This is a genomic window from Xanthomonas sp. WHRI 7065 (assembly GCF_040203115.2).
GTDB lineage: Bacteria > Pseudomonadota > Gammaproteobacteria > Xanthomonadales > Xanthomonadaceae > Xanthomonas > Xanthomonas arboricola.
This window is the reverse complement of the sequence record NZ_CP168194.1, coordinates 346,677-367,329: the sequence shown is the minus strand read 5'-3', so window position 1 is coordinate 367,329 and position 20,653 is coordinate 346,677. Positions and strand designations below refer to the sequence as shown.

22 protein-coding genes are annotated in these 20,653 nt (G+C 66.2%); 10 read left to right on the top strand and 12 right to left on the bottom strand.

What is annotated here, in order from left to right:
- Positions 1-217 precede the first annotated feature (217 nt).
- The gene (locus ABQY64_RS01560) at positions 218-649 is read left to right on the top strand and encodes a hypothetical protein (RefSeq protein WP_016903604.1); all 432 of its coding nucleotides are present in this window, start codon (positions 218-220) and stop codon (positions 647-649) included.
- Positions 650-1,041: 392 nt separating this feature from the next.
- Here ABQY64_RS01560 and ABQY64_RS01555 read toward each other — a convergent pair whose 3' ends face one another.
- Complete coding sequence (locus ABQY64_RS01555; RefSeq protein WP_024938992.1) at positions 1,042-1,620, bottom strand: pseudouridine synthase; 579 nt, start codon at positions 1,618-1,620, stop codon at positions 1,042-1,044.
- 354 nt (positions 1,621-1,974) lie between these two features.
- Positions 1,975-2,829 (bottom strand): class I SAM-dependent methyltransferase, encoded by an 855-nt coding sequence (locus ABQY64_RS01550; protein ID WP_115510216.1) that lies wholly within the window; start codon positions 2,827-2,829, stop codon positions 1,975-1,977.
- 231 nt (positions 2,830-3,060) lie between these two features.
- Here ABQY64_RS01550 and ABQY64_RS01545 point away from each other — a divergent pair, with 231 nt between their 5' ends.
- The 4 genes from ABQY64_RS01545 (at position 3,061) to ABQY64_RS01530 (ending at position 6,502) form a co-directional block, all read left to right on the top strand.
- Positions 3,061-4,032 carry an aldo/keto reductase gene (locus ABQY64_RS01545; protein ID WP_104595800.1) on the top strand — a complete coding sequence of 324 codons (972 nt, stop codon included), beginning with the start codon at positions 3,061-3,063 and terminating at the stop codon, positions 4,030-4,032.
- 116 nt (positions 4,033-4,148) lie between these two features.
- The gene (locus tag ABQY64_RS01540; RefSeq protein ID WP_349780173.1) at positions 4,149-5,177 is read left to right on the top strand and encodes an NADP-dependent oxidoreductase; all 1,029 of its coding nucleotides are present in this window, start codon (positions 4,149-4,151) and stop codon (positions 5,175-5,177) included.
- 74 nt (positions 5,178-5,251) lie between these two features.
- On the top strand, positions 5,252-6,055 hold the full coding sequence (gene dkgB / locus ABQY64_RS01535; protein WP_024938996.1) for a 2,5-didehydrogluconate reductase DkgB: 804 nt from the start codon (positions 5,252-5,254) through the stop codon (positions 6,053-6,055).
- 144 nt (positions 6,056-6,199) lie between these two features.
- The gene (locus ABQY64_RS01530; protein ID WP_024938997.1) at positions 6,200-6,502 is read left to right on the top strand and encodes a hypothetical protein; all 303 of its coding nucleotides are present in this window, start codon (positions 6,200-6,202) and stop codon (positions 6,500-6,502) included.
- Between the two features lie 77 nt (positions 6,503-6,579).
- On the opposite strand, the gene ABQY64_RS01525 is transcribed toward ABQY64_RS01530, so the two are convergent.
- Positions 6,580-6,984, bottom strand: a complete 405-nt coding sequence (locus ABQY64_RS01525) for a hypothetical protein (RefSeq protein ID WP_039528967.1) — start codon at positions 6,982-6,984, stop codon at positions 6,580-6,582.
- A gap of 218 nt (positions 6,985-7,202) precedes the next feature.
- Here ABQY64_RS01525 and ABQY64_RS01520 point away from each other — a divergent pair, with 218 nt between their 5' ends.
- The gene (locus ABQY64_RS01520) at positions 7,203-8,012 is read left to right on the top strand and encodes a DUF2884 family protein (protein WP_374151331.1); all 810 of its coding nucleotides are present in this window, start codon (positions 7,203-7,205) and stop codon (positions 8,010-8,012) included.
- A gap of 253 nt (positions 8,013-8,265) precedes the next feature.
- Here the strand turns inward: ABQY64_RS01520 and ABQY64_RS01515 are convergent, their stop codons facing one another.
- The 6 genes from ABQY64_RS01515 to ABQY64_RS01490 form a co-directional block, all read right to left on the bottom strand.
- Positions 8,266-8,967 carry an alpha/beta fold hydrolase gene (locus tag ABQY64_RS01515; protein ID WP_349780171.1) on the bottom strand — a complete coding sequence of 234 codons (702 nt, stop codon included), beginning with the start codon at positions 8,965-8,967 and terminating at the stop codon, positions 8,266-8,268.
- 283 nt (positions 8,968-9,250) lie between these two features.
- Positions 9,251-9,679, bottom strand: a complete 429-nt coding sequence (locus tag ABQY64_RS01510) for an organic hydroperoxide resistance protein (protein ID WP_039515670.1) — start codon at positions 9,677-9,679, stop codon at positions 9,251-9,253.
- A 106-nt stretch (positions 9,680-9,785) separates the two neighbouring features.
- Entirely contained in the window at positions 9,786-10,247 is a 462-nt protein-coding gene (locus tag ABQY64_RS01505; protein ID WP_047127839.1) for a MarR family winged helix-turn-helix transcriptional regulator, read from the bottom strand.
- A gap of 109 nt (positions 10,248-10,356) precedes the next feature.
- On the bottom strand, positions 10,357-11,037 hold the full coding sequence (locus ABQY64_RS01500) for a hypothetical protein (RefSeq protein WP_349780170.1): 681 nt from the start codon (positions 11,035-11,037) through the stop codon (positions 10,357-10,359).
- 2 nt (positions 11,038-11,039) lie between these two features.
- Positions 11,040-12,134 (bottom strand): cell division protein ZapE, encoded by a 1,095-nt coding sequence (gene zapE, locus ABQY64_RS01495; RefSeq protein ID WP_026064606.1) that lies wholly within the window; start codon positions 12,132-12,134, stop codon positions 11,040-11,042.
- 78 nt (positions 12,135-12,212) lie between these two features.
- Positions 12,213-12,875: an alpha/beta hydrolase gene (locus ABQY64_RS01490; RefSeq protein WP_047126712.1), complete on the bottom strand. Its 663-nt coding sequence runs from the start codon at positions 12,873-12,875 to the stop codon at positions 12,213-12,215.
- A gap of 66 nt (positions 12,876-12,941) precedes the next feature.
- Here ABQY64_RS01490 and ABQY64_RS01485 point away from each other — a divergent pair, with 66 nt between their 5' ends.
- Both ABQY64_RS01485 and xopR read left to right on the top strand, forming a co-directional pair.
- Entirely contained in the window at positions 12,942-13,817 is an 876-nt protein-coding gene (locus ABQY64_RS01485) for an EamA family transporter (protein WP_349780169.1), read from the top strand.
- Positions 13,818-13,914: 97 nt separating this feature from the next.
- A complete protein-coding gene (gene xopR, locus ABQY64_RS01480) occupies positions 13,915-15,141 on the top strand; it encodes a type III secretion system effector protein XopR (protein ID WP_349780168.1) in 1,227 nt (408 codons plus the stop codon).
- 177 nt (positions 15,142-15,318) lie between these two features.
- Here the strand turns inward: xopR and ABQY64_RS01475 are convergent, their stop codons facing one another.
- A complete protein-coding gene (locus tag ABQY64_RS01475; RefSeq protein ID WP_349780167.1) occupies positions 15,319-16,644 on the bottom strand; it encodes a GTP-binding protein in 1,326 nt (441 codons plus the stop codon).
- Positions 16,645-16,705: 61 nt separating this feature from the next.
- Between ABQY64_RS01475 and ABQY64_RS01470 the strand changes: the two genes are divergently transcribed.
- Complete coding sequence (locus tag ABQY64_RS01470) at positions 16,706-17,092, top strand: MerC domain-containing protein (protein WP_104554608.1); 387 nt, start codon at positions 16,706-16,708, stop codon at positions 17,090-17,092.
- A gap of 4 nt (positions 17,093-17,096) precedes the next feature.
- On the opposite strand, the gene ABQY64_RS01465 is transcribed toward ABQY64_RS01470, so the two are convergent.
- Together ABQY64_RS01465 and ABQY64_RS01460 are read right to left on the bottom strand one after the other, a co-directional pair.
- A complete protein-coding gene (locus ABQY64_RS01465) occupies positions 17,097-18,815 on the bottom strand; it encodes an ExeM/NucH family extracellular endonuclease (RefSeq protein WP_349780166.1) in 1,719 nt (572 codons plus the stop codon).
- Positions 18,816-19,197: 382 nt separating this feature from the next.
- Positions 19,198-19,716, bottom strand: coding sequence for a cytochrome c5 family protein (locus tag ABQY64_RS01460; RefSeq protein ID WP_016902056.1), 519 nt, complete (start codon positions 19,714-19,716; stop codon positions 19,198-19,200).
- Between the two features lie 281 nt (positions 19,717-19,997).
- On the opposite strand from ABQY64_RS01460, the gene ABQY64_RS01455 reads away from it, so the two are divergent.
- Positions 19,998-20,642 carry a DUF4198 domain-containing protein gene (locus tag ABQY64_RS01455; protein WP_349780165.1) on the top strand — a complete coding sequence of 215 codons (645 nt, stop codon included), beginning with the start codon at positions 19,998-20,000 and terminating at the stop codon, positions 20,640-20,642.
- Positions 20,643-20,653 lie beyond the last annotated feature (11 nt).

Genomic DNA, 20,653 nt, shown 5'->3' with positions numbered 1-20,653 from the left:
CTTACTCCCGGCGGGAGAAGCGACGTCAGCGTCGACACCGGCCAGGTCAGGCTTCTGCCACATCCAGGTAGATACCGGATCCAGGTAAACGCCGATCACAGCATCGCCCCGCATCATTACTTAACCGCAACCCAAACAAGCCCTACCACCGCTAACACCGTCTATACGCAGCAGCCCACACACTGCGGCCCACGTACTCAGAAAGGAAACGCCTCCAATGAGCAAGCTGACTGTGATCACCGAACGCGCCCTGGAGCGTGCCCTGGAACTGGCTGGCAATGCTGGCGACCACCTGCGTCACGCCGCCTCCAATGCCGGCGATCAGGCCCGTCATGCAGGCAGCAGCCTGCGTCATTTCGGTCCGGGCGCCAGCGAATGGCTGAAGACCGGTGCTGCCCTGGGTGCAGTGCGCACCGGCGGCAAGGTCGTCAGCAAAGTGGTCAAGCGCAACCCGGCCGTCACTGTGGCCGCCGCGGTTGCCGGCTTGGGCCTGATCGGTTATGCCGTGTATCGCAAGCGCCAGCGTGACCAGCAGGTGCTCGGCGGCAACGTCCACCGTCTGGACCGCGAACACGCCAGCAATGCCAGCGCACGTCGCGCCGCCTACCAGCGCCGCGGTGCAGTGACCCCGAGCGACGGCATCGAATAAGCCGTCCTTCCAGGCAAAAAACATAACGCCACGGCCCTGCGCCGTGGCGTTTTTGTTTGTGGATCGGTTCCACAATGAAACGGCTAGTCATCGACACCCACTTGCGTGCTCGAAGAACGCGGCACTACATGTGCGGGGCCATAGCGATTAACGATCGCGTGTGACCGCGTTGCTTTCCCATGGTCGCGCGCTTGTCATTACCGCGCCTGTCCTGACCCGCGCCGTATTGCCGCATCGCAGGGTGGATCGGCCACGCAGGCACGCAACCGTTGCATCTGCTCGCGTTACCAATCCTGCTGCTCATGCCGCATGAGCGGTTCTGTAAGCAGCGCCGTCCAAGATGCATCGAGCTCAGCGCCGCGTGCTGTGCAGCGACCGCTGTACCGAATGCATCAGGCTCCACGTCGCGTCCTACTTGGGCGCGCGCCATGCGTGTGTTCGATGCGCCACTGGCCGGGCGCCAGCGCATCCAGGGTCCAGTCGCCGATCGCCACGCGGATCAGACGCAAGGTCGGAAGGCCCACCGAGGCAGTCATGCGCCGCACCTGCCGATTACGGCCTTCGGTGATCTGCAGCTCCAGCCAGGCATCGGGCACGGTCTTGCGCACGCGCACCGGCGGATCGCGCGGCCACAGCTGCGGTGCCGGATCGAGCCTGCGCACTTCGGCCGGGCGGGTCGGGCCGTCGTTGAGCAGCACGCCATCGCGCAAGGCCTGCAGTTGCGCAGGTTCCGGGTCGCCTTCCACCTGCACCCAGTAAGTCTTGGGTTGCTTGTGGCGCGGGTCGGTCAAGCGATGCGCCAGTGCACCATCGTCGGTCAGCAGCAACAGGCCTTCGCTGTCGTGATCCAGGCGACCGGCCGCATAGACGTCGGCCGGCAGGCCGAATTCGGCCAGCGTGCGTTTGGGCGGCTGCGAGCGGTCGCTGAATTGCGACAGCACGCCATAGGGTTTGTTCAACAACACCAACATGCCAATCCTGTTGCGCAAGGTCGTTGCAGGCCACGCGCGTGGCGCGTGAGTCGTGCACCGGGTTGAAGAGGTCGCGCCACCGGCGGCAAGCGGTGCGCTGCTGCCCGCAACCGCGTTGCACGCTGACGCCGCCGCATCGCTACGCGGGGCGGTTGTGCATCAGTGGCCTGCCGCATGCAAACCAGCGCAGCGTTGGTCCAACTGGCCGTCGTTGCGCTGCCGTGCCGTCCTTACGGTCGTGCAGCCGATTGCGCAGTCATCGCATGACGCGCGCCATGCCAGCATCGACGCACCGTCGCGGGCAGTGCAGGACCTGCATGCCGACGCGCAATGCGTCGGCATGCAGGCCGCGTCTCACTGCTTGACGAACTTCAAGGTCATGCGGTCGCTCTCGCCGATCGCCTTGTACTTGGCATCGTCGGCCTTGTCGTGATTGTTGCTCGGCGGCAGGGTCCACACGCCACCGGCATAGTCCTTGGTGTCGCGCGGGTTGGCATTGACCTCGCTCTTGCCGGCGAGCTTGAATCCGGCCGCTTCGGCCATCGCGATCAATTGCGCCTGGCCGACATAGCCGCTCTTGTCGTCGGCCGGCACGTCGGCCTTGGCACGGTGTTCGACCACGCCGAGCACGCCGCCGGGCTTGAGCACCTTGTAGAAGCCGGCAAACATCGCCTCGGCATTGCCGGCCATGCGCCAGTTGTGCACGTTGCGGAAGGTCAGCACCAGATCGGCCGAGTTGTCCACGCCGAACGACGGCGTCTTGGGCACATAGGAAACGAACGACGGCTTGCCGTACACCTCCGGCTTTGCGGCAAACTTCTTCTCCAGCTCGTCGCGCCCACGTTGTGCCGAATCGCGGCCGCGCCCCTCCGGCACCGCCGCCGGGTCGACCACCGCGGCAACATACTTGCCCTTGTCGCGCAGGTACGGCGCCAGGATTTCCGAGTACCAGCCGCCGCCCGGCGTGATTTCGATGACGGTCTGGGTCGGCTTGATGCCGAAGAACGCCAGCGTCTGGCCGGGATGACGATAGACATCGCGCTGCATGTAGACGCGATCGCGCCAGTTGCCGTCGATGGCTTTTTGCAGCGCCGCATCGGGCGCCGGCAAGCTGGCGCTATCGGCCGGTTTGATTGCCATTGCCAGTGGCGCGCTCATCGCCACTGCCATTCCCACCACACATGCACACACCAGCTTGTTGCGGATCATCGCAGCGCCCTTTGCGGGAAAAAGTAGCGCGAGCCTAGCATGCGGCCCGAAGCCTGCCATGTGCAGGGATCCGTGCGCCGCATGACGCGCCGCACCAGGCGCGGCGGGCCACATGTTCAGACGACGTGAGTCGATGAGGGCGATCTGCGGAACGCTGAATCCACGCAGGTGTCACACGCAACATCGGCACACATGACTATCCTGTCGGCAGTTCGAATCAGGAGCAACGTGATGACCCACTCCCGCGCGCTAGGCCGCTCCGGCCTGCAGGTTCAACCGATCGTGTTCGGTGGCAATGTGTTTGGCTGGAGCGCCGACGAGGCGACCTCGTTCGCGTTGCTCGATGCCTTCGTCGATGCCGGCTTCAACCTGATCGACACCGCCGATGCTTACTCCGGCTGGGTGCCGGGCAATCGCGGTGGCGAGTCGGAAACCATCATCGGGCGCTGGCTCGCACGCAGCGGCAAGCGCGACAAGGTGCTGATCGCCACCAAGGTGGCCAAATGGAGCGAGCATCCGGGCCTGTCGCCGGAGAACATCGCCGCCGCGGTGGAAGATTCGCTCACCCGCCTGCAGACCGATGTGATCGATCTGTACCAGGCGCACGAGGACGACGAATCGATTCCGCTGGAAGCCACGCTGGCCGCATTCGGCCGCTTGATCGAACAGGGCAAGGTGCGCGCGATCGGCGCGTCCAACTACAGCGCCGCACGCCTGCGCGATGCCCTGGATATTTCCGAGCAGTACAAGCTGCCGCGTTACGAAAGCCTGCAACCGGAATACAACCTCTACGATCGCGCCGGCTATGAGGCCGAGCTGGAGCCGCTGGTGCGCGAACGCGAGCTCGGCGTGATCAGCTACTACTCGCTGGCCAGCGGCTTTCTGACCGGCAAGTACCGCAGCGCCGACGACGCCGGCAAGAGCAGCGCGCGCGGTGCCTCGGTGGTCAAGCAATACGTCAATCCGCGCGGCCTGCGCATCCTGCAGGCGCTGGACGATCTGGCGGCCACCCACCGCGCCACGCCGGCACAGATCGCACTGGCCTGGTTGATCGCACGCCCCGGCCTGACCGCACCGATCGTCAGCGCCACCAGCGTGACCCAGTTGCACGATGTGCTGGCCGCCGCGCAGCTGTCGCTGAGCGCCGATCAGATTGCACAGCTCGATGCCGCAAGCGCCCCCAAGCCGGCCGACGCCGCCTGACGCATCGGCTTGCGCCGCATACGCAGTCGACCACGCGCGTCTTTCCGCGCGCAGCCGCCATCGCGGCTGCGCTCCCCCGGTCGCGTACGCGCGGCCTTTTCCGCAAGGAATCCCCCATGACATCGATCACCAATCGCCGCATCGTGCTGGCCTCTCGCCCGCATGGCGAGCCGAGCGCCGACAACTTCCGCAGTGAAGACGTCGCCTTGCCGCCCACCGGGCACGACCAGATCCTGGTGCGCAACCGCTTCCTGTCGCTAGACCCGTACGTGCGCGGACGCATGGACGAAGGCCCGTCCTACGCCGCACCGGTGGAGATCGACGCGGTGATGGAAGGCGGCACCGTCGGCGAAGTGCTCGAGTCGCACCATGCCGGCTATCAGCCAGGCGACCTGCTAGTACTGCCCGGCGGTTGGCAGAGCCATAGCCTGCTCACGCCCACCGCGCCGTTGCGCAAGCTGCCCAAGGACGATGCCCTGCCGCTGAGCACTGCGCTCGGCGTGTACGGCATGCCCGGCTTCACCGCCTACGCCGGCCTGCACGAAATCGGCAAGCCGCAGGCCGGCGAAACCCTGGTGGTGGCGGCAGCCAGTGGGCCGGTCGGCGCCACCGTGGCCCAGCTGGCGCGTCTGCAGGGATTGCGCGTGGTGGCCATTGCCGGTGGCGAGGAAAAGGTGCGCTACCTGCGCGAGGTGCTGCGGGTGGATGTGGCGCTGGACCATCGCGCCGACGACTTTGCCGAACAGCTGCGCGCGGCCACTCCGGACGGGATCGACATCTATTTCGAGAACGTCGGCGGCAAGGTCTTCGACGCGGTATTGCCGCAATTGAACGACTTCGCGCGCATCCCGGTGTGCGGCGTGATCGCCACCTACAACAGCCGCGGCCAGGCATTGCCGGGGCCGGATCGGCTGCCGGAGTTCATGGGCCAGGTGCTGCGTAAGCGGCTGACCGTGCGCGGCTTCATCCAGCACGATTTCATCCGCCTGATGCCCGCCTTCCTGCGCGAGATGGGCCAGTGGCTGCGCGATGGCCAGATCCAGTACCGCGAACACGTCCTGCACGGCCTGGACAGCGCCCCGCAGGGCCTGATCAGCCTGCTGCGCGGCGAGAACTTCGGCAAGGCCGTCGTCGCACTGGATTAATGGCTCACAGCACCCCGCACGACATCAGCTTTTGCGATGCACGATTCCCCATTCCCGATTACCAAAGGAACACAATGACAGTCCCCGCATTCGGCCTCGGCACCTTCCGTCTCAAGGACCAGGTCGTCATCGACTCGGTGCGCAATGCACTGGAGTTGGGCTACCGCGCCGTCGATACCGCGCAGATCTATGACAACGAAGAACAGGTCGGCCAGGCCATCGCTGCATCCGGCCTGCCGCGCGATCAGCTGTATCTGACCACCAAGATCTGGGTCGACAAGTTCGACCGCAGCGCCTTGCTGCCCAGCCTGCAGGAAAGCCTGCGCAAACTGGGCACCGACCACGTCGACCTGACCCTGATCCACTGGCCTTCGCCCAAGGATCAGGTGCCGATGCGCGACTACCTGGAAGCCTTGAACGAGGCCAGGCAGCAGGGTCTGACCCGTGCGATCGGCGTCTCCAACTTCACCATCGCGCTGATCAAGCAGGCCATCGAGATCCTGGGCGCCGAGGCCATCGCCACCAATCAGATCGAAGTGCATCCGTACCTGCAGAACCGCAGCCTGATCGCGTTCCTGCGCGAGCAAGGCATCCACGTGACCTCGTACATGACGCTGGCGGTGGGCGAGGTGCTGAAGGATCCGGTGATCCAGGCGATCGCCGCACGCCATGACGCCACCCCGGCGCAGGTCACCCTGGCCTGGGCACTGCAGCAGGGGTATTCGGTGATTCCGTCCTCGACCAAGCGCGACAATCTGGAGAGCAATCTCAAGGCGCAGACGCTGCGGTTGAGCGAGCAGGACATGGCCGAGATTGCCGCACTGGACCGCGGGCAGCGGCTGGCCAATCCGAAGGCCATCGCACCCGACTGGGATTGAGGTCCCGGCTGCCACGGGTCGGCACTGTCCGGCCCGTGGCGCAACCACCGCGATGACCGCTCGTCGTCGCGTGCTGGTTGCACGCGGCAGGCGCTGCTACGGTGCCGGGCACAGGGGGGTAGTCTCGGCAACGGAGTCCTACCCATGCACAGCGCATCCGTCTTGACCCGCCGCAGCGTCGATCTCGACACCGAGATCGCCTACTGGCGCGGTGTCCACGCCGAAGGCCATCTGGGTGGTTACGCCTTTGCCGATTACGCCCGGCTACTCACGCTTGGCTACGACATCTATCTGGCCTATCCACGCGCGACCGAGGCGCAGCTGTATCGCGTGCTGCAGGACGGCTATTACCACTATCAACCGCTGCTGTCGGTGCCCTGGGACCAGGCGCGCTGGATCGTGCGGCATGCGTGGCGGCATTTGGAAGAGGCCGCCGTCCGGCATTGAAGCAAGCATGTTGACGTGAAGCGACCGTTCGGAAGCCGGCGCAGCGCTTGCGGCCGCGTAGCGCTGTCAGCTCACTGTCACAGTGCCATCGCCTGGCGGTCGATGCGGTGCTTGTCGGCCAGTGCCTGCATGCCCTGCAGGGTGGCGGCGATCAGGCTCGCATAGCGCAGCCGCCACAGCGTGGCGCGGTCGTTGTCGTCATGCGTATTGCCTAGGCCATCGAGCACCTGCGGGAGACGGCGGTCGGCCAACGCGGAGGGGGCCAGATAAGGCTTCTCGGGTGCGATCACATCCACCGGCGCGCGCCAGTCGTTGGCAACCTGCTGGGAAATACCCGCCAGGTGCGAGAGCTGGTGCATGCCGATCAGCGTCTCGTGCAGCATCTCGCGGCACGCCCACTGCCACAGCGCCACCTTCTCCGATGGGTCCTTGGCAATCTCGGTGAGTGCCAGATCAACCTTTTCGATGCGTGAGTCGAGCATTGCTGAGCTCCGATGCTGCTGTGCAACATAATTCACACCATACACCGTGAGAATCAAGTGAGCCAAACGTTTGCAGGATGTCGGCGCAACGATGCTCGACCCGGTTCACGCTTTGCGCCGTCGAGGCCAAGACGCCGCTGCGGCACCCTGACTTCCTGCCCATGGCAGGCGTGCAGCTACGCGCCATGCTGCCGCATCACCACTCCCGGGCATCCGCCATGCGCATCCGCACCGTCCTGGCCCCGCTCCTGCTGCTGGCGGCCTGTAGCGCACAGGCCGCAACCGCCAGGCCGCAGGTGTCCGCACAGCAATGTGACGTCAGCACCTCCTACGACGTGCTGGCCGACAGCGGTGGCATCTGGCTGCGTCGCAAGCAAGGCGTACCGCGCGAGATTTTCTTCCACGGTGGCGAACTCAACATCGATCGCCAACCGCAAGCGGTCAGCGCTGCCGACGCGCAACGCCTGCGCGAACTCGAGCAGGGTGCCCGCGCACTGATGCCGGCCGTGACCGCCATTGCCCGCTCGGTGGTCGACATCAGCTTCGACGCACTGGCCGGCGTGGTGCAGATGCTGACCGACAGCACGCGCCAGGAGCGCAAGGTGGAGCGGCTGCGCGGCACCGCACTCGCGCAGGTCGATGCCACGCTGGGGCGTGGGCGCTGGGAGCAGGCGCTGTTCGACGAACGTTTCGAAGCCAGTGTCGAACGCGCAGCCGACGACCTCGCCGGCAGCCTGACCCGCAGCGTGATGTGGACGGTGATGACCGGACGCGCTGCGCAGCTGGAGCGACGCGGCGAGCAGCTGGATGCGCGCATGGAGCAGCAGATGCAGGTACGCAGCCAGGCGCTGGAAGCACAGGCACAGACGCTGTGCACGCAGGCGCAGGCCCTGTATGGGGTGCAGCAGGCACTGGAGTATCGCTTTCAGGGCCAGCCGCTGCAGATGCTGGAACTCCACACGCATCAGCAGAAAGACGACGCCGATGGGCCGGTATCCAACAGCGTTGTGGCGACGGCCGCGCGGTGACGGCGGCGGTGTAGCGCAGGCGAACTTGACGCCTTGTGGCAGCCCAACGAGTGACTTCGGCCAGATGGCTGCCGTGACTGCGTATGACGCCTTGCATGCATGAATGCAGGCATTGCGTAGCAGCCGACGGCGCACTGATCGTCTTCCCAAGACCGCTGGTTCAGAGCCCCTCATCGCGCACTGGTTGATGCCATCTCGCCGCATGGGATCGCACGGCGGCAGGCCTGGCTGGGTCGGCTCGGTCGTCGCGGGATCAGGCGAGCAGCCATTGCCGCAGTGCATCCGACACCGCCTGCGGCTGTTCCAGCGGCGACAGATGGCCACACGCAGGCACTTGCACCAGGCGCGCCTGCACTGCGAGTGCGGCCATTTCCTCGTGCAATGCGGGCGGGGTGATCGCATCGTCCTGGCCGCACAGCACCAGCAGCGGGCCGACATAGGCGCGCAGCAGCGCGCAACCGTCTTCCCGCTCCAGCCGGTTCTGCCGCAGGAACACCTCCACGCCCAGGCGCTGGGTCATGCCACGCACCCGCTCCAGCAAGGCCTCGTCCTGCCAGCGCGAGGGATGCACGTAGTGCCGCAGCAGCCGTTCGCCGAATCCGTGGAAGGCACTGGCACCACGCACGCTCGCTTCCTGCGCGCGCCGTTGCGCCGCACGCTCGGGCGAATCGGCACGTGCAGAGGTATCCAGCAAGGCCAGCCGCTCCACGCGCTCCGGCGCGATACGCAGGATTTCCTGCGCGACGTAGCCACCCAAGGAAAATCCTGCCAGTGCAAACCGCGGCGGCATCTGCGCCAGCAGCTGTGTCGCCAGCGCGCGCATGCTCTCACCCTGGGTGATGTCGCCGACCACGCAGTCGGCAAGCTCGGCCAGGGCCACGCGCTGTGCCTGCCACAACTGCGCATCGTTGAGCAGACCGGGGAGCAGCAACAAGGTGGGACGCGTTGCGCTCATGCGCAGCAAAGTCCGATCGGGGTCGCAGAAGCAGGCACTGTCATCGCAACAGTGTGCCGCGCGGTAACGCGCATCGCCAGCGCGTGCGTGCGCACCCGGACGCGGGTGCATCGACTCGTTGGCGTGTCTTGCGTCCATGCCAGGTCGCGCTGACACAGCGACGCCGGCTGCCTGTGTTCTTCAGGGCAGCGCTCCTGCTGCTGCAACAAAAAAAACGGCCCGACGCAGGCGCCGGGCCGTTGTTGACTCCACCACGTGTGACGCGTGGTGGTGCTGGCGTGGATCAGGCCAGGGTCAGGGTGACGTCGATGTTGCCGCGGGTCGCGTTGGAGTACGGGCAGACCTGGTGGGCCTTGTCGACCAGCGCCTGCAGTTCGGCCTGGTCCATGCCCGGCACTGCGATGCGCAGTTCCACGGCAATGCCGAAGCCGCCCGGAATCTGGCCGATGCCGACGCTGCTGTCGATGCTCACTTCGCCCGGCAGCTTGAGCTTGTCCTGCGCCGCGACAGCCTTCATCGCGCCGATGAAGCAGGCTGCGTAGCCGGCAGCGAACAGCTGCTCCGGGTTGGTACCGTCGCCGCCGGCGCCGCCCAGCTCGCGCGGGGTGGACAGTTTGGCATCCAGCGCCTTGTCGGAAGACACGGCGCGGCCTTCGCGGCCACCGGTGGCAGTGGCGTGGGCGGTGTAGAGGACTTTTTCAGGTGATGCCATGGTGGTTCTCCAGAATGAGCGCTGTCAGCGCGTGATGTAGCTGAGTAGTTGACGATTAAATCGTGTACGACATGTTGCAGAAACGTGCGGACCTTGCGGGGCCGGCTTACCCGGTGCCGAGGTTTGAGCGCAGCGTTTCCAGCTGCTGCTTGAGTTGACGCAATTCGTCCAACGAACACGCTGAGGCGCACAACACCTGCTCCGGCACCGCCCCGGCCTTGGCGCGCAGTGCGCGGCCGGTATCGGTCAGCGCAATGATCACCTGGCGCTCGTCGCTGGCAGCACGCGTGCGGGTGACCAGTCCGGCAGCCTGCAGCCGCTTGAGCAGCGGGGTCAGCGTGGCCGAGTCCAGGTACAGGCGCTCGCCGATCTCCGACACGCTGCGGCCGTCGGTTTCCCACAGCACCAGCAGCACCAGATATTGCGGATAGGTCAGGTCCAGCGTCTTCAGCAGCCCGCGGTAGAGCTTGTGCATCGCCAGGTTGGCCGAATACAGCGCAAAGCACAGCTGGTTGTCGAGCTGCAGCAGCGCGTTGGTCCGGGCGTCAGTGGCTGTGGCGGTGTCCATGGCTGCAATTTACATAGCGCACGATTTAATTGCAAGCGATTTTTGATCTGTCGCTTTTACGGGGCTGGTGGCCGCACCACGGCCGCACGCGAGCGCACGACGCAAAGACTTAGGTGAACTGGATGAAGAAATGTCCCGCCGCAACGCCGTCGCCCAGCTTCCTGGCGCGCTGGTCTGCAAACAGATAACCAGTGCCGTCACCGAACAGGCCGGCGTAGCCGAAATCGACCCGGCCCAATTCCGCCTCTACAAACTGGGCAAGAAAGTAGTAGCGCGGGCTCATATAGATCGGGTCCTGCAACCAGCATGGTCGGCCGAGTTGTTTGCTCATTCCTGCGCCGCTGTCTTCATCTTCCAGCTCTTCGGCCATGTCGTGGTCGCCAAATGGCTGCAGCCCGATGAAATGACGCCCGAGCAACCGCGCACTGTCACCGACGCACACCTCCTGCGCGGCACGTCGATGCAGCAGCACCTTGCTGTGGCCCTGCGCGAGCTTGTCGGACTCACCTTGCTGGTTGACGGCGAGCCTACGCAGCGACGACCGGCCATCCGCGCCGCCGGGCTGCTCGATCGAGGCGAAGACCGTCAGCACCATATCGTCGGGCAGATAGGCCGTAGGTAGAAACAAGCCGGTGAGCATGACGATGGGCAGCATCGGCCGGCCGGTCGATGGATCCATTGGCCAGAGCGCTGCATCGTGCAGCCAGGCACCGCCGCCAAACTGGCCCAGGCCGCCGTCCTGATCGATCACAACGATCTTGTGCAATCCGGGGCCGGGCCGCGTCTGCATGTCTAGGCCCGATGCGCGGTCGCCAGATACTCGGCGCTCTGCATCTCGATCAGGCGCGAGGCGGTGCGCTCGAAGGCGCCGGCCAGGCGCTGGCCGCTATACAACGCGGGCGGGGCGTCCTGCGCGGTGCAGACCAGGTTGACGTGGCGGTCGTACAGCTCGTCGATCAGATTGACGAAGCGGCGCGCGGCGTCCTCGTTCATGCGATCGAAGTGCGGGATGCCGCCCAGCAACACGGTGGTGAATTCACGCGCGATCTCGATGTAATCGCCCGGGCCACGCGGGCCCTCGCACAGCGCGGCGAAATCGAACCAGGCGATGCTCTTGCCGCGCGCGCGCACGGCAATCTTGCGCGCCTCGATTTCGATGTTGCCGCTGCGCGGCTCGGAATTTCCGCTCAGCTCGCCCCAGCGCTGCGTCAGCCACGCATCGGCCTGCGCATCCAGGGGCGCGCGATACACCGGTGAGCGCGTCAGCGCGCGCATGCGGTAATCCTCGGTGCCTTCGGCATAGAGTTCCACGCAGAATTTCTGCAGCAGACCGATCGCCGGCATGAAGCTGTCGCGCTGCAGGCCATTGGCGTAGAGGTTTTCCGGCGCGGTGTTGGAGGTGGTCACCAGGGTCACGCCTTCGGCGAACAGGCGTTCCAGCAGGCGCGCCAGCAACATCGCATCGCCGATGTCGGTGACGAAGAATTCGTCCAGCACCAGCACGCGCAGATTCTCGCGCCATTGCTGCGCGATCTTGGCCAGCGGATCGCTTTGCCCGGCGTGCTCGCGCAGTTGCTCGTGCACCCCGCGCATGAAGCGATGGAAGTGCGTGCGGTACTTCTGCTTGATCGGCAACCCGTCGTAGAACAGGTCGACCAGGAAGGTCTTGCCGCGCCCCACTCCACCCCAGAAATACAGGCCGCGCACCGGCTCGGGCTTTTTCCAGAACGCCGACAGCCGATCCAGCCAGCCGTCCTGCGCGCTGTCCACCAATGCCTCGTGGATACGGTCCAGTTCCGCCAGGGCCGCTTGCTGCGCTGGGTCGGCGCGCCAGTCGCCGCGTTGTACGCCGGCGGCGTAGCGCTGCGACGGGGTCATCTCACTCATCGTGTTCTCCGCAGGCCGGCTGCTGCCTTGCCCGCTCAACGGCGCATCGCCGGGCGATACGCATGGGCCCTGCCGCGGTCAGACGGCGGCCGGCAACCAGCGCCGGACACCATGCTGGATCGCACCGCGCAGGTCGATCAATTTGCGGTGGAAGAAGTGGCTGGTGTCGGGCATGCGTACCAGCTCGGGCTGCTGCTCCAGGGTCTCCAGCCAGTCATACACCGCCTGCGGGTCGACGATTTCGTCGGCATCGCCCTGCACCACCAGCCACTGCGCCGGCGGCTGCATGTCGCTGAAATCCCAGCGCCCGGCCGGCGGCGCGATCGAGATCAGCACCTGCGGTTCAAGCGAGCCGGCGGCGCGCAACGATACATACGCCCCGAAGCTGAAACCGGCCAGCCACAGCGTGTCGCCCGGGCGCTGGCTGCGCACCCATGCAGCGACCGCGCGCAGGTCGTCCTGCTCACCTTCGCCATGATCGAACGCACCGGCCGAGTTGCCGACACTGCGGAAATTGAAGCGCACTACGGTGATCCCCAACTCGCGCAGCGCGCGCGCAGCCATGGTGACGACCTTGTTGTGCATGCTGCCGCCCTCGGTGGAGAGCGGGTGGCAGACGATGGCGGTGACCGGTTGCGCGACGACGTCCGGCTCGGGCAGATCGACCGCGACATCGAGCGGGCCGACCGGCCCGTCCAATGTCAGTGCAGCCGATTCGGTGGGGAATAAGGGATTGGACATACCGTCATAATAGCCGCCCCGCCGGCCGCGTTCATCGCCCTGCCTGCACACTTCGTTGCGTTGCCCATGCATTTTCTGCTGTTTGCCGTCGTTTGCAGTGTCCTGGTGTCGGTGGTTCTCAAGCTGCTGCCGCGCTATCGCCTGGACGCTGCGCAGGCGATCACCTGGAACTACGCCACTGCCGCGCTGCTTGCGTGGCTGACCCTGCATCCGTCACTGGACACGCTGCGCGCGCCGACCACGCCCTGGCTGGCACTGTTTGCATTGGCGGTGGCGCTGCCGTCGATCTTCATGCTGCTGGCACGCGCGGTCGCCACCGCCGGCATCGTCCGTACCGACATTGCCCAACGCCTGTCGCTCCTGCTCTCGCTGGCGGCGGCGTTCACGCTCTTCGGTGAACAGGTCAATGCCTGGAAGCTGGCGGGACTGGGCCTGGGTCTGCTGGCCATCGTCTGCATCCTGCAACGGCCGCGGCAGGCCGCCGGTGCGGATTCAGCGCCGGCCTCGATCGGCTGGCCATGGCTGGCAGGCGTGTGGCTGGGCTTTGCCCTGATCGATCTGTTGCTCAAGCACATCGCGCAGGCCGGTACGCCGTCGCTGACGTCATTGACGCTGTGCTTTGCGCTGGCAGGTGTGCTGATGCTTGGCCTGCAAGTCGTTCGCCTGGGCGGTGTCGCGCGCCTGAGCTTTCGCAACCTGCTCGCCGGCGTGCTCCTGGGCGCGCTCAATTTCGGCAACATCCTGTGTTACGTGCGCGCCCATCAGCTGCTGCCGCATAGCCCGGCCACCGTCTTTGCCAGCATGAACCTGGGCGTGGTCATCCTGGGAGCACTCGTCGGCAAGCTGGCATTTGGCGAGCGCATCGGCCGACGCGGCTGGGTGGGGCTGTTGCTGGCGGCGCCGGCAATCGCAGCGATCGCCTGGGGCATGCGCTCGGGCTGATGGCGGCATTCGGCCGGCGCGACGCCGGTTCGCAACTCGCCTTGAGGGGGATGCAGCGCTGGCTATCATGCGTGCAGACGACCCAAGGGAGTGTGTGATGCGCCTGAGTCAGTTGTTTAACAGCCGTCATCGCGTCGCCCCGGAACCGCACGGCGCCAATCCGACCAAGACGACGCCGTTGATTCCAGGCGCGTCAGCGCAGCATCCGCTCTCTCAGGCTCCCAAGTCCGCAGCAGCACAGGGCGCGTCGAAATCCCATCGCGGCATGCTCGCCTCGGCGCGTAAATCGCTGGCATCGTTACGCAAGCAGTTGCCGTTGACGTGCATGGGCTCTCCAACGCTTGAAACAGTGGAAAGCCCACCTGCGCACACGGCAGCCGTGACGCCCGGTCGCGCGCAGCAACAGCACGGGACGCAGGCCCGTGTCGATCAGCGTCGGCAGCCACCGGTGCCCAACGCAACGGATCATGAGCGGGTACAGCGACCGCAACCGCAACAGACCCCGCCCACAAGACAGTCGATGTCGGTTCCGCCCAAGCCAGCGCCTGCGCAGCAACTGCACGGGCCGCAACGTCCCGTCGATCGGAGAATGCAACCGCCCATCCCCGAAAGAATGCGCCGTGACGGGGGCCAGCCGCCGCAGCACGGCAAGCCGGCATCGCCCCCAGTGCCGATCACGCCCACACAATCGTCGCCGCCCTCCCCACGTCCCCAGCCCGGACGGCAGCCCTCGTTGCGCCGCCTGGATCTGCAACTGGAAGAGATCACCAGGCAGTGCAGCGATATTCAAAAGCAGCTGTTCATGGAGGACCGCGAGGCAACTCCGCAGGAGCAACACCTGCTCAAGACACGTGCAGCCCTGATCGCATGGCGCAACGAGGTCCGCGATAGTCAGCTCGAGGCACTGCTGGTCGCACTGGCACCGATGGAAGACATCTGCGCACCGCGCACCACGAGCAGCGGCCTGGCCATGGTGCAGATGGACGCCATGCAGCACAACCGGCGCGAAGTGCTCAAGGCACGGCGTAAATCCGTCGACAGAGCCGCCCTGGCCAGAAACTACGCACGCGCGCAGCGGCGCCTGGAGTCATTGAAGCAAGGCGACGCCCCCAAGGACCAGATACGGCGCCTGCAACGCATGATGCAGGGCTACCAGAACATGCTTGCGTTGGAACAGATCGTCAGAAGCACCGACGACCAGCTGGAAAGGTTGGGAGCGCCGCGCCTGATGTCCGGCATCCCCACCACCGCCGAACAGCGTCGACAGTCGCTCGAAGAAGAAAGAGATGCCCATCAAGAGGCAATCGACAACGGCTACTACTGAAGATCCTGGCAGCGCAGCTTGCACGTGCACGTGCACGCCGCGCGGCAGCCACTGGTGAGGCATGCGACGCCGCCCAGTGCGGCCCATCCGCACGCCGCACTGAAGGATACAAGCCCGCTTCCGATTGCATCCGGAACCAAGGGCGAACGGATGTCGACAGCGTGATCCAATCCGCGATCAACGCTGCCAGTGCGGAAACGGATCGTCCAGCAGTTGCCATTGCGCCGGGCCCTGGCGCAGTTCGTGATCGCTGAGCAGGCAGGCATCCAGCACAGCGCGCGTGCGCGGCGCATCCATGTCCACGCCGATCACCGCCAGCTCCTGGCGACGGTCGCCCCACAGCGGGTGCCACAGCCGCTGCATCGCGGCGTATTCGCTGGCATCGCCAACCTCGTGCAGTTGCGGCAGCGGCGCGGTCCAGCATTGCGTCTGCTGACGCTGCCAGCCGATATCGGTATACGGCAATGGCGTGATGCTGGTCTGCAGCGGCTCGCCGATGGCGTGCGCGTCCACGCGATGGCGTGCGGCAAACCAGAAGCCCGCTGCATTGGTCTGGGTCGCGCCACCCACGCTGGACAATTCGCCGACCCAATCCATGCGGCTGGCCAGCCAGAAAAATCCCTTGCTGCGAATCACCTGCGGCAGCCCGCCTTGCACCATGCGCGCAAAACGCTGCGGATGAAACGGCCGGCGTGCACGATAGACGAAGCTGCTGATGCCGTATTCCTCGGTTTCCGGCGTGTGCTGGCCGCGCAGTTCCTGCATCCAGCCCGGCGCCAGCTGCGCACGGGTGAAATCGAAGCGGCCGGTGTCGAGCACCTGGCGCAGCGGCACCTCGCCATGCACCGCATCCACGATCGCCGCCTCGCGATTGAGCGCACGCAACACCGCACGCAGGCGTTGCAGCTGCTGTGCATCGATCTGATCGCACTTGCTGATCACCAGCACGTCGGCAAATTCCACCTGTTCGCCCAGCAATTGCACCAGCCCGCGGCTATCGTCCGGGCCGGCTTGCTGGCCGAGTTCGGCCAGCGTGGCGGCCGAGCCGAAGTCCTGCAGGAAGCGGCTGCCGTCCACCACCGTCACCATGGTGTCGAGCCGGGCGATGTCGGCCAGGCTGAAGCCGTCGGCATCGCGCACCGCGAAGGTGGCAGCCACCGGCATCGGCTCGGCGATGCCGGTCGATTCGATCAACAGATAGTCGTAGCGCTTCTGTTCGGCCAGCTTGCGTACCTCCTGCAGCAGATCGTCGCGCAGCGTGCAGCAGATGCAGCCGTTGCTGAATTCCACCAGCGTCTCTTCGGTGCGCCGCAAGGCCGCGCCGCCCTCGCGCAGCAGTTGCGCGTCGATGTTGACCTCGCTCATGTCGTTGACGATCACCGCCACGCGCAGGCCGTCGCGGTTATGCAGGATGCGGTTGAGCAAGGTGGTCTTGCCGGCGCCGAGAAAGCCGGACAACACGGTGACGGGGAGGCGTGAATCGCGCTTGGGGGACGGGGACATCCTGAGGGCCTGGCTGGAGTGAAGTGTTACTATATAACACTCGCTCGACAGGACACCCCCGATGCGCGTTACCGCTTCCGTGCTGGACAACTCGGCCATCGCCTTATCCAGCCTGTGCCTGCTGCACTGTCTGGCGCTGCCATTGCTGGCCGCTGCACTGCCGCTGCTGGGTGCCTGGAGTCAGGCCGAATGGGTGCATGTGGTGTTCGCCACGGCTGCCGTGCCGCTGAGCGGCTACGCGCTGTGGAGCAGCCATCGCCGGCATGCGCTGCCCGCGCCGGTGTGGGCGCTGGCGGTCTTCGGGCTGAGCGGCCTGGTGCTGGGCGCCAGCGGGCTTGCCGGCGGCAGTTGGGAAACCCCGATCACGGTGACCGGCAGCCTGCTGCTGGCCAGCACGCACCTGCTCAACCTGCGGCTGCGCCGCCGTGCCGGGACGTGTGCCAGCTAGCGCGCTACAGCGAAAAACCCAGCAGCACCGGGTCGTGGTCGGAACTGCGCCACGGGCCGGGCAGATTGCGCTTGGCATAGCCGGCATCGTCCATGACATCGGCGTTGATATGCCATTCCACCGCGCCGCGCAGTTGCCTGGCCATCGCCGGGCTGAGCAGGGCGTGGTCCAGCCGCCCGCTCATGCCATCGTAGACGTAGCTGTAGGGCTGCTTCACGCCGGCCACCGCAAAGGCGTCCTGCCAGCCGCTGGCGCGCAGGCTGCGCATCGGCGTTTCCATCGCGTAGGCGTTGAAATCGCCCAGCAATACGGCCAGCTTGGTCTGCGCGCCGGTGGGGTCGGTCTGCAGCCACTGGTGCAGGCGCTTGGCCGATTCGGTGCGGGTGGCGTTCCAGCAGGCCTGGCCGTCGCGCTGGTCGGCATCGGCGCCGCTGGCGCTGCCGCAGCCCTTGGACTTGAAGTGATTGGCAACCACCACGAAGGTTGCCCCGCGGGTACTGCGAAACGCCTGCGCCAGCGGCACCCGGCTGTGGCTGTCGAACGGCCCGCCGGTCAGCGTGGCCGGCTTGCCGACCGGCGTGACCTGCGAACTGCGGTACACGATGCCGACCCGGATCGCGTCATCGCCCGGGCCGCTACCGGTGTCGACGAACTGCCAGTCCTTGTCCTTGTCGGCCGCGTTGAGCGCGGCGACCAGTTGCGCCACCGCCGCATCGGCGTCATTGCCATCGTTTTCCAGCTCCATCAACGCAGCCACATCGGCGTGCAACGGCACGATGGTGGACACCAGCTTGGTCAGCTGCGCCTGGAACTGCTCGTGCGTGCGCGCACCGCGCTTGGTCGGAAAGCCGCCGCCGCGGCCATTGCCGTTGAAGAAGTTCTCCAGATTGAACGAGGCGATACGCAGGTCACCGCCCACCTGTGGCGCCACCGCGGTCGGCATGGCCGGTAGCGTCAACGGACTCAGCACCTGGATGCGGTAGTTGCCGTCGTAGCGCTGGTCGACGATGCCGTCGACCGACTTGAGCAGGCTGCCACTGCGCAGCACCGGATCGGCCGGCAGATAGGCCACCGTCTTGGGGCTGCGGCCATTGCGCGCGTCGTCCAGCAACACCTGGCGACGGGCGTTGTCGGCCTGCACCTGTGCGAAGGCCGGGGTGCCGGCGGCGGCCACTTCGCTGGGCTGCCACAAGCGCCCGCCGAACGCGGCGACCAACTCGCCATAGGTGTCCAGACGATCGCTGCCATTGAGCGTCAGCGCAGCGATACGCACGTGCTCGCCCTCCAGCGCTTCCCAGTTGGCCGGCGGCCCGCTGAGCATGCGCACCGGCACCGGCTGGCCGCTGGCGAGTCGCTCGATGCTGCTGGCATCCACCGTGGTCAGGCTCGCCTCGCCGCCTGCCGACACCTCGCGCACGGTGCCGACGACGCGCACGCGGTCACCCACCGCCACGTCGGCATCGCCGGCACCGGTGACGAACAGACCGTGCGAGCGCCGCGGCTCGAAGCCGGGCTGCTGCACGAACAGCCCGGCCAGGCCGGTACGCGTATCGGCGGTGACGATGCCCTCCACGTCGACCACACGGCCGTCATAGGGGCTACGGGTGTCTTCGCCCTGCACGTCGGCGATCGACAGACGTTGCGGCGCGCCCTCGGCGGCGCTGCCCAGCAGTGGCGCCAACAGACCGATCACACCGAGCACAACCAGCGAGCAACGCGACATCGACACACTCCAGAAAGACGTAGACCACATGCAAGCGCCGCCCCGAAGGCGGCGCGCGAGAACCGCGACAGGCTAGCAAAACGTTGCGAGTGGCGACCAGCTGCTGCGTGGGCAACCTAGCCGGTGCACAGGTGCCGGCAGTTGCGGGCATTCCCCGAAGCAATTGCACTGGCGTGGGTGACCAAGGCTGACGTCAGCTTGCAAGCACGTCGTGCAGCGAGTGCAAATGCTCGCGCAATGGCTGCCGCCCTACGAAAGCAAAGCGTGCTCCAGCGCGCGCAAGCCTCACGATTGAGCAGTCGACGCACCCGCGCACGGCAGGCGCTGCAACCTGGCCGCACCCCGACCGATTGTGTCAGTCGCTTGTTGCCGCTGCAGGCGCCTACTTCAGATTGCTCAGCATCCAGTCGACCGTGGCCCGCACCTGCTCTTCGGTCAACGCCGGGTTGCCGCCCTTGGGCGGCATGATGCCCCCATCCGGGCCGGTGTAGCCCTCGATCGCATGCTTGTACAAGGTGTCCTTGCCCTGGGCGATGCGCGCGTCCCAATGCGCATGGTCCAGCGTCGGTGCCTTGCCGACGCCGGTGGTGTGGCAGGCGGTGCACAGGTTGTCGAAGATGGTCTTGCCGTCGGTGCTGCCGCCGTAGGCGGACTGCGAGGCGGCCTTGGCCAGCGCTGCCGCCTGGGCTGCGGCCTGTGCGGACGCGCCGGTGGTGCCGGCATAAACCGCGCCGGCCGGGGCGATGCGTTGCTGCACGCGCTTGGCCGCGGTGGGCGAGACTTCGTCTGGAATGGCGCGTTGCAAATAGGCTGCCAGGGCAATCAGGCCCAGGGTGATCACTACCAGTAGTCCGATCACCATCGAGAATTTCTTCAGGAACTCGAGGTCGTAATTCCGCACGCGCTCACCCCTGGCTGTTGGTCGAAGACCTCTGCTAGCGCCGGAGTATAGAGCACAGTTCGCGCCCGTCTGCCCACTGTGCATGACAGTGATTGCAGCGGTGTGCGCTGCGCCCTGGCGCGCTATGGGTCTTGCAGGCACGCCGGTCTGCGCAGCCCGATGAATTGCCGCAATGCCGCATGAGACGTTGGTCTCGCTTGAGGGAATTGCGTATCATTCCCATCAATCCACGGTGACGCGGTTCTCGCCTCGCCCGGTCCCGCTTACGAGGAGTCGCCGCGATGAAGTCCTTCCTGCTGTCCTGCCTGGCCTTGGCCAGCATCAGTCTGTCTGCCCAGGCTCACGAGATCTGGATCGAGCGCGACGGCGGCGGCCCGGTACGCATCTACTTCGGCGAGCCGGCGCAGGAGGCCCTGGATCACGGCGAGGACGAGATCAAGCGCGTGGTCAAGCCGACCGTGTTCGGCAACGCCGGCAAGGCAGGCGCCCTGCAGCGCGGCAGCGAGTTCCTCACCGCGCCGTTGTCCGGCACCGGCGATGCCTGGCTGAGCGACGACAGCGTGTTCGAGCCGTGGAAGGGCGAGGCCGGCGGCTTCGAGACCGTGAGCTACTACGCACGCGCCGGGCGCGCCACGCCCTCGGCCAAGCTCGATTTCGAACTGGTGCCCACCGCCGCCAACAGCAACACGCTGACCGTGCTCTATCGCAACAAGCCGCTGCCCAAGGTCGAGGTGACGGTGATCGACCCGCAGAAGTGGCAGAAGACGCTGACCTCCGACGCCAAGGGCCAGGTGACCCTGCCCAAGCTGCGCGCCGGCCGGCACATCCTGGTCGCCACCAACAAGGAGCCGGTGAAGCGTGAGATCGCCGGCAAGCAGGTGTCGATGATCCATCACATCAGCACGTTGACCTTCCTGGCCGAGTAAGTCGGCCACAC

Coding starts and splice junctions, on each gene's coding strand:
- dkgB (WP_024938996.1), top strand. CDS start 5,252: ATGACAGTCCCCGCATTCGGCCTCGGCACCTTCCGTCTCAAGGACCAG.
- ABQY64_RS01525 (WP_039528967.1), bottom strand. CDS start 6,984: ATGCTCGACTCACGCATCGAAAAGGTTGATCTGGCACTCACCGAGATT.
- xopR (WP_349780168.1), top strand. CDS start 13,915: ATGCGCCTGAGTCAGTTGTTTAACAGCCGTCATCGCGTCGCCCCGGAA.
- ABQY64_RS01540 (WP_349780173.1), top strand. CDS start 4,149: ATGACATCGATCACCAATCGCCGCATCGTGCTGGCCTCTCGCCCGCAT.
- ABQY64_RS01550 (WP_115510216.1), bottom strand. CDS start 2,829: ATGATCCGCAACAAGCTGGTGTGTGCATGTGTGGTGGGAATGGCAGTG.
- ABQY64_RS01505 (WP_047127839.1), bottom strand. CDS start 10,247: ATGGACACCGCCACAGCCACTGACGCCCGGACCAACGCGCTGCTGCAG.
- ABQY64_RS01555 (WP_024938992.1), bottom strand. CDS start 1,620: ATGTTGGTGTTGTTGAACAAACCCTATGGCGTGCTGTCGCAATTCAGC.
- ABQY64_RS01520 (WP_374151331.1), top strand. CDS start 7,203: ATGCGCATCCGCACCGTCCTGGCCCCGCTCCTGCTGCTGGCGGCCTGT.
- ABQY64_RS01500 (WP_349780170.1), bottom strand. CDS start 11,037: ATGCAGACGCGGCCCGGCCCCGGATTGCACAAGATCGTTGTGATCGAT.
- ABQY64_RS01530 (WP_024938997.1), top strand. CDS start 6,200: ATGCACAGCGCATCCGTCTTGACCCGCCGCAGCGTCGATCTCGACACC.
- zapE (WP_026064606.1), bottom strand. CDS start 12,134: ATGAGTGAGATGACCCCGTCGCAGCGCTACGCCGCCGGCGTACAACGC.
- ABQY64_RS01515 (WP_349780171.1), bottom strand. CDS start 8,967: ATGAGCGCAACGCGTCCCACCTTGTTGCTGCTCCCCGGTCTGCTCAAC.
- ABQY64_RS01560 (WP_016903604.1), top strand. CDS start 218: ATGAGCAAGCTGACTGTGATCACCGAACGCGCCCTGGAGCGTGCCCTG.
- ABQY64_RS01490 (WP_047126712.1), bottom strand. CDS start 12,875: ATGTCCAATCCCTTATTCCCCACCGAATCGGCTGCACTGACATTGGAC.
- ABQY64_RS01545 (WP_104595800.1), top strand. CDS start 3,061: ATGACCCACTCCCGCGCGCTAGGCCGCTCCGGCCTGCAGGTTCAACCG.
- ABQY64_RS01465 (WP_349780166.1), bottom strand. CDS start 18,815: ATGTCGCGTTGCTCGCTGGTTGTGCTCGGTGTGATCGGTCTGTTGGCG.
- ABQY64_RS01475 (WP_349780167.1), bottom strand. CDS start 16,644: ATGTCCCCGTCCCCCAAGCGCGATTCACGCCTCCCCGTCACCGTGTTG.
- ABQY64_RS01455 (WP_349780165.1), top strand. CDS start 19,998: ATGAAGTCCTTCCTGCTGTCCTGCCTGGCCTTGGCCAGCATCAGTCTG.
- ABQY64_RS01470 (WP_104554608.1), top strand. CDS start 16,706: ATGCGCGTTACCGCTTCCGTGCTGGACAACTCGGCCATCGCCTTATCC.
- ABQY64_RS01510 (WP_039515670.1), bottom strand. CDS start 9,679: ATGGCATCACCTGAAAAAGTCCTCTACACCGCCCACGCCACTGCCACC.
- ABQY64_RS01485 (WP_349780169.1), top strand. CDS start 12,942: ATGCATTTTCTGCTGTTTGCCGTCGTTTGCAGTGTCCTGGTGTCGGTG.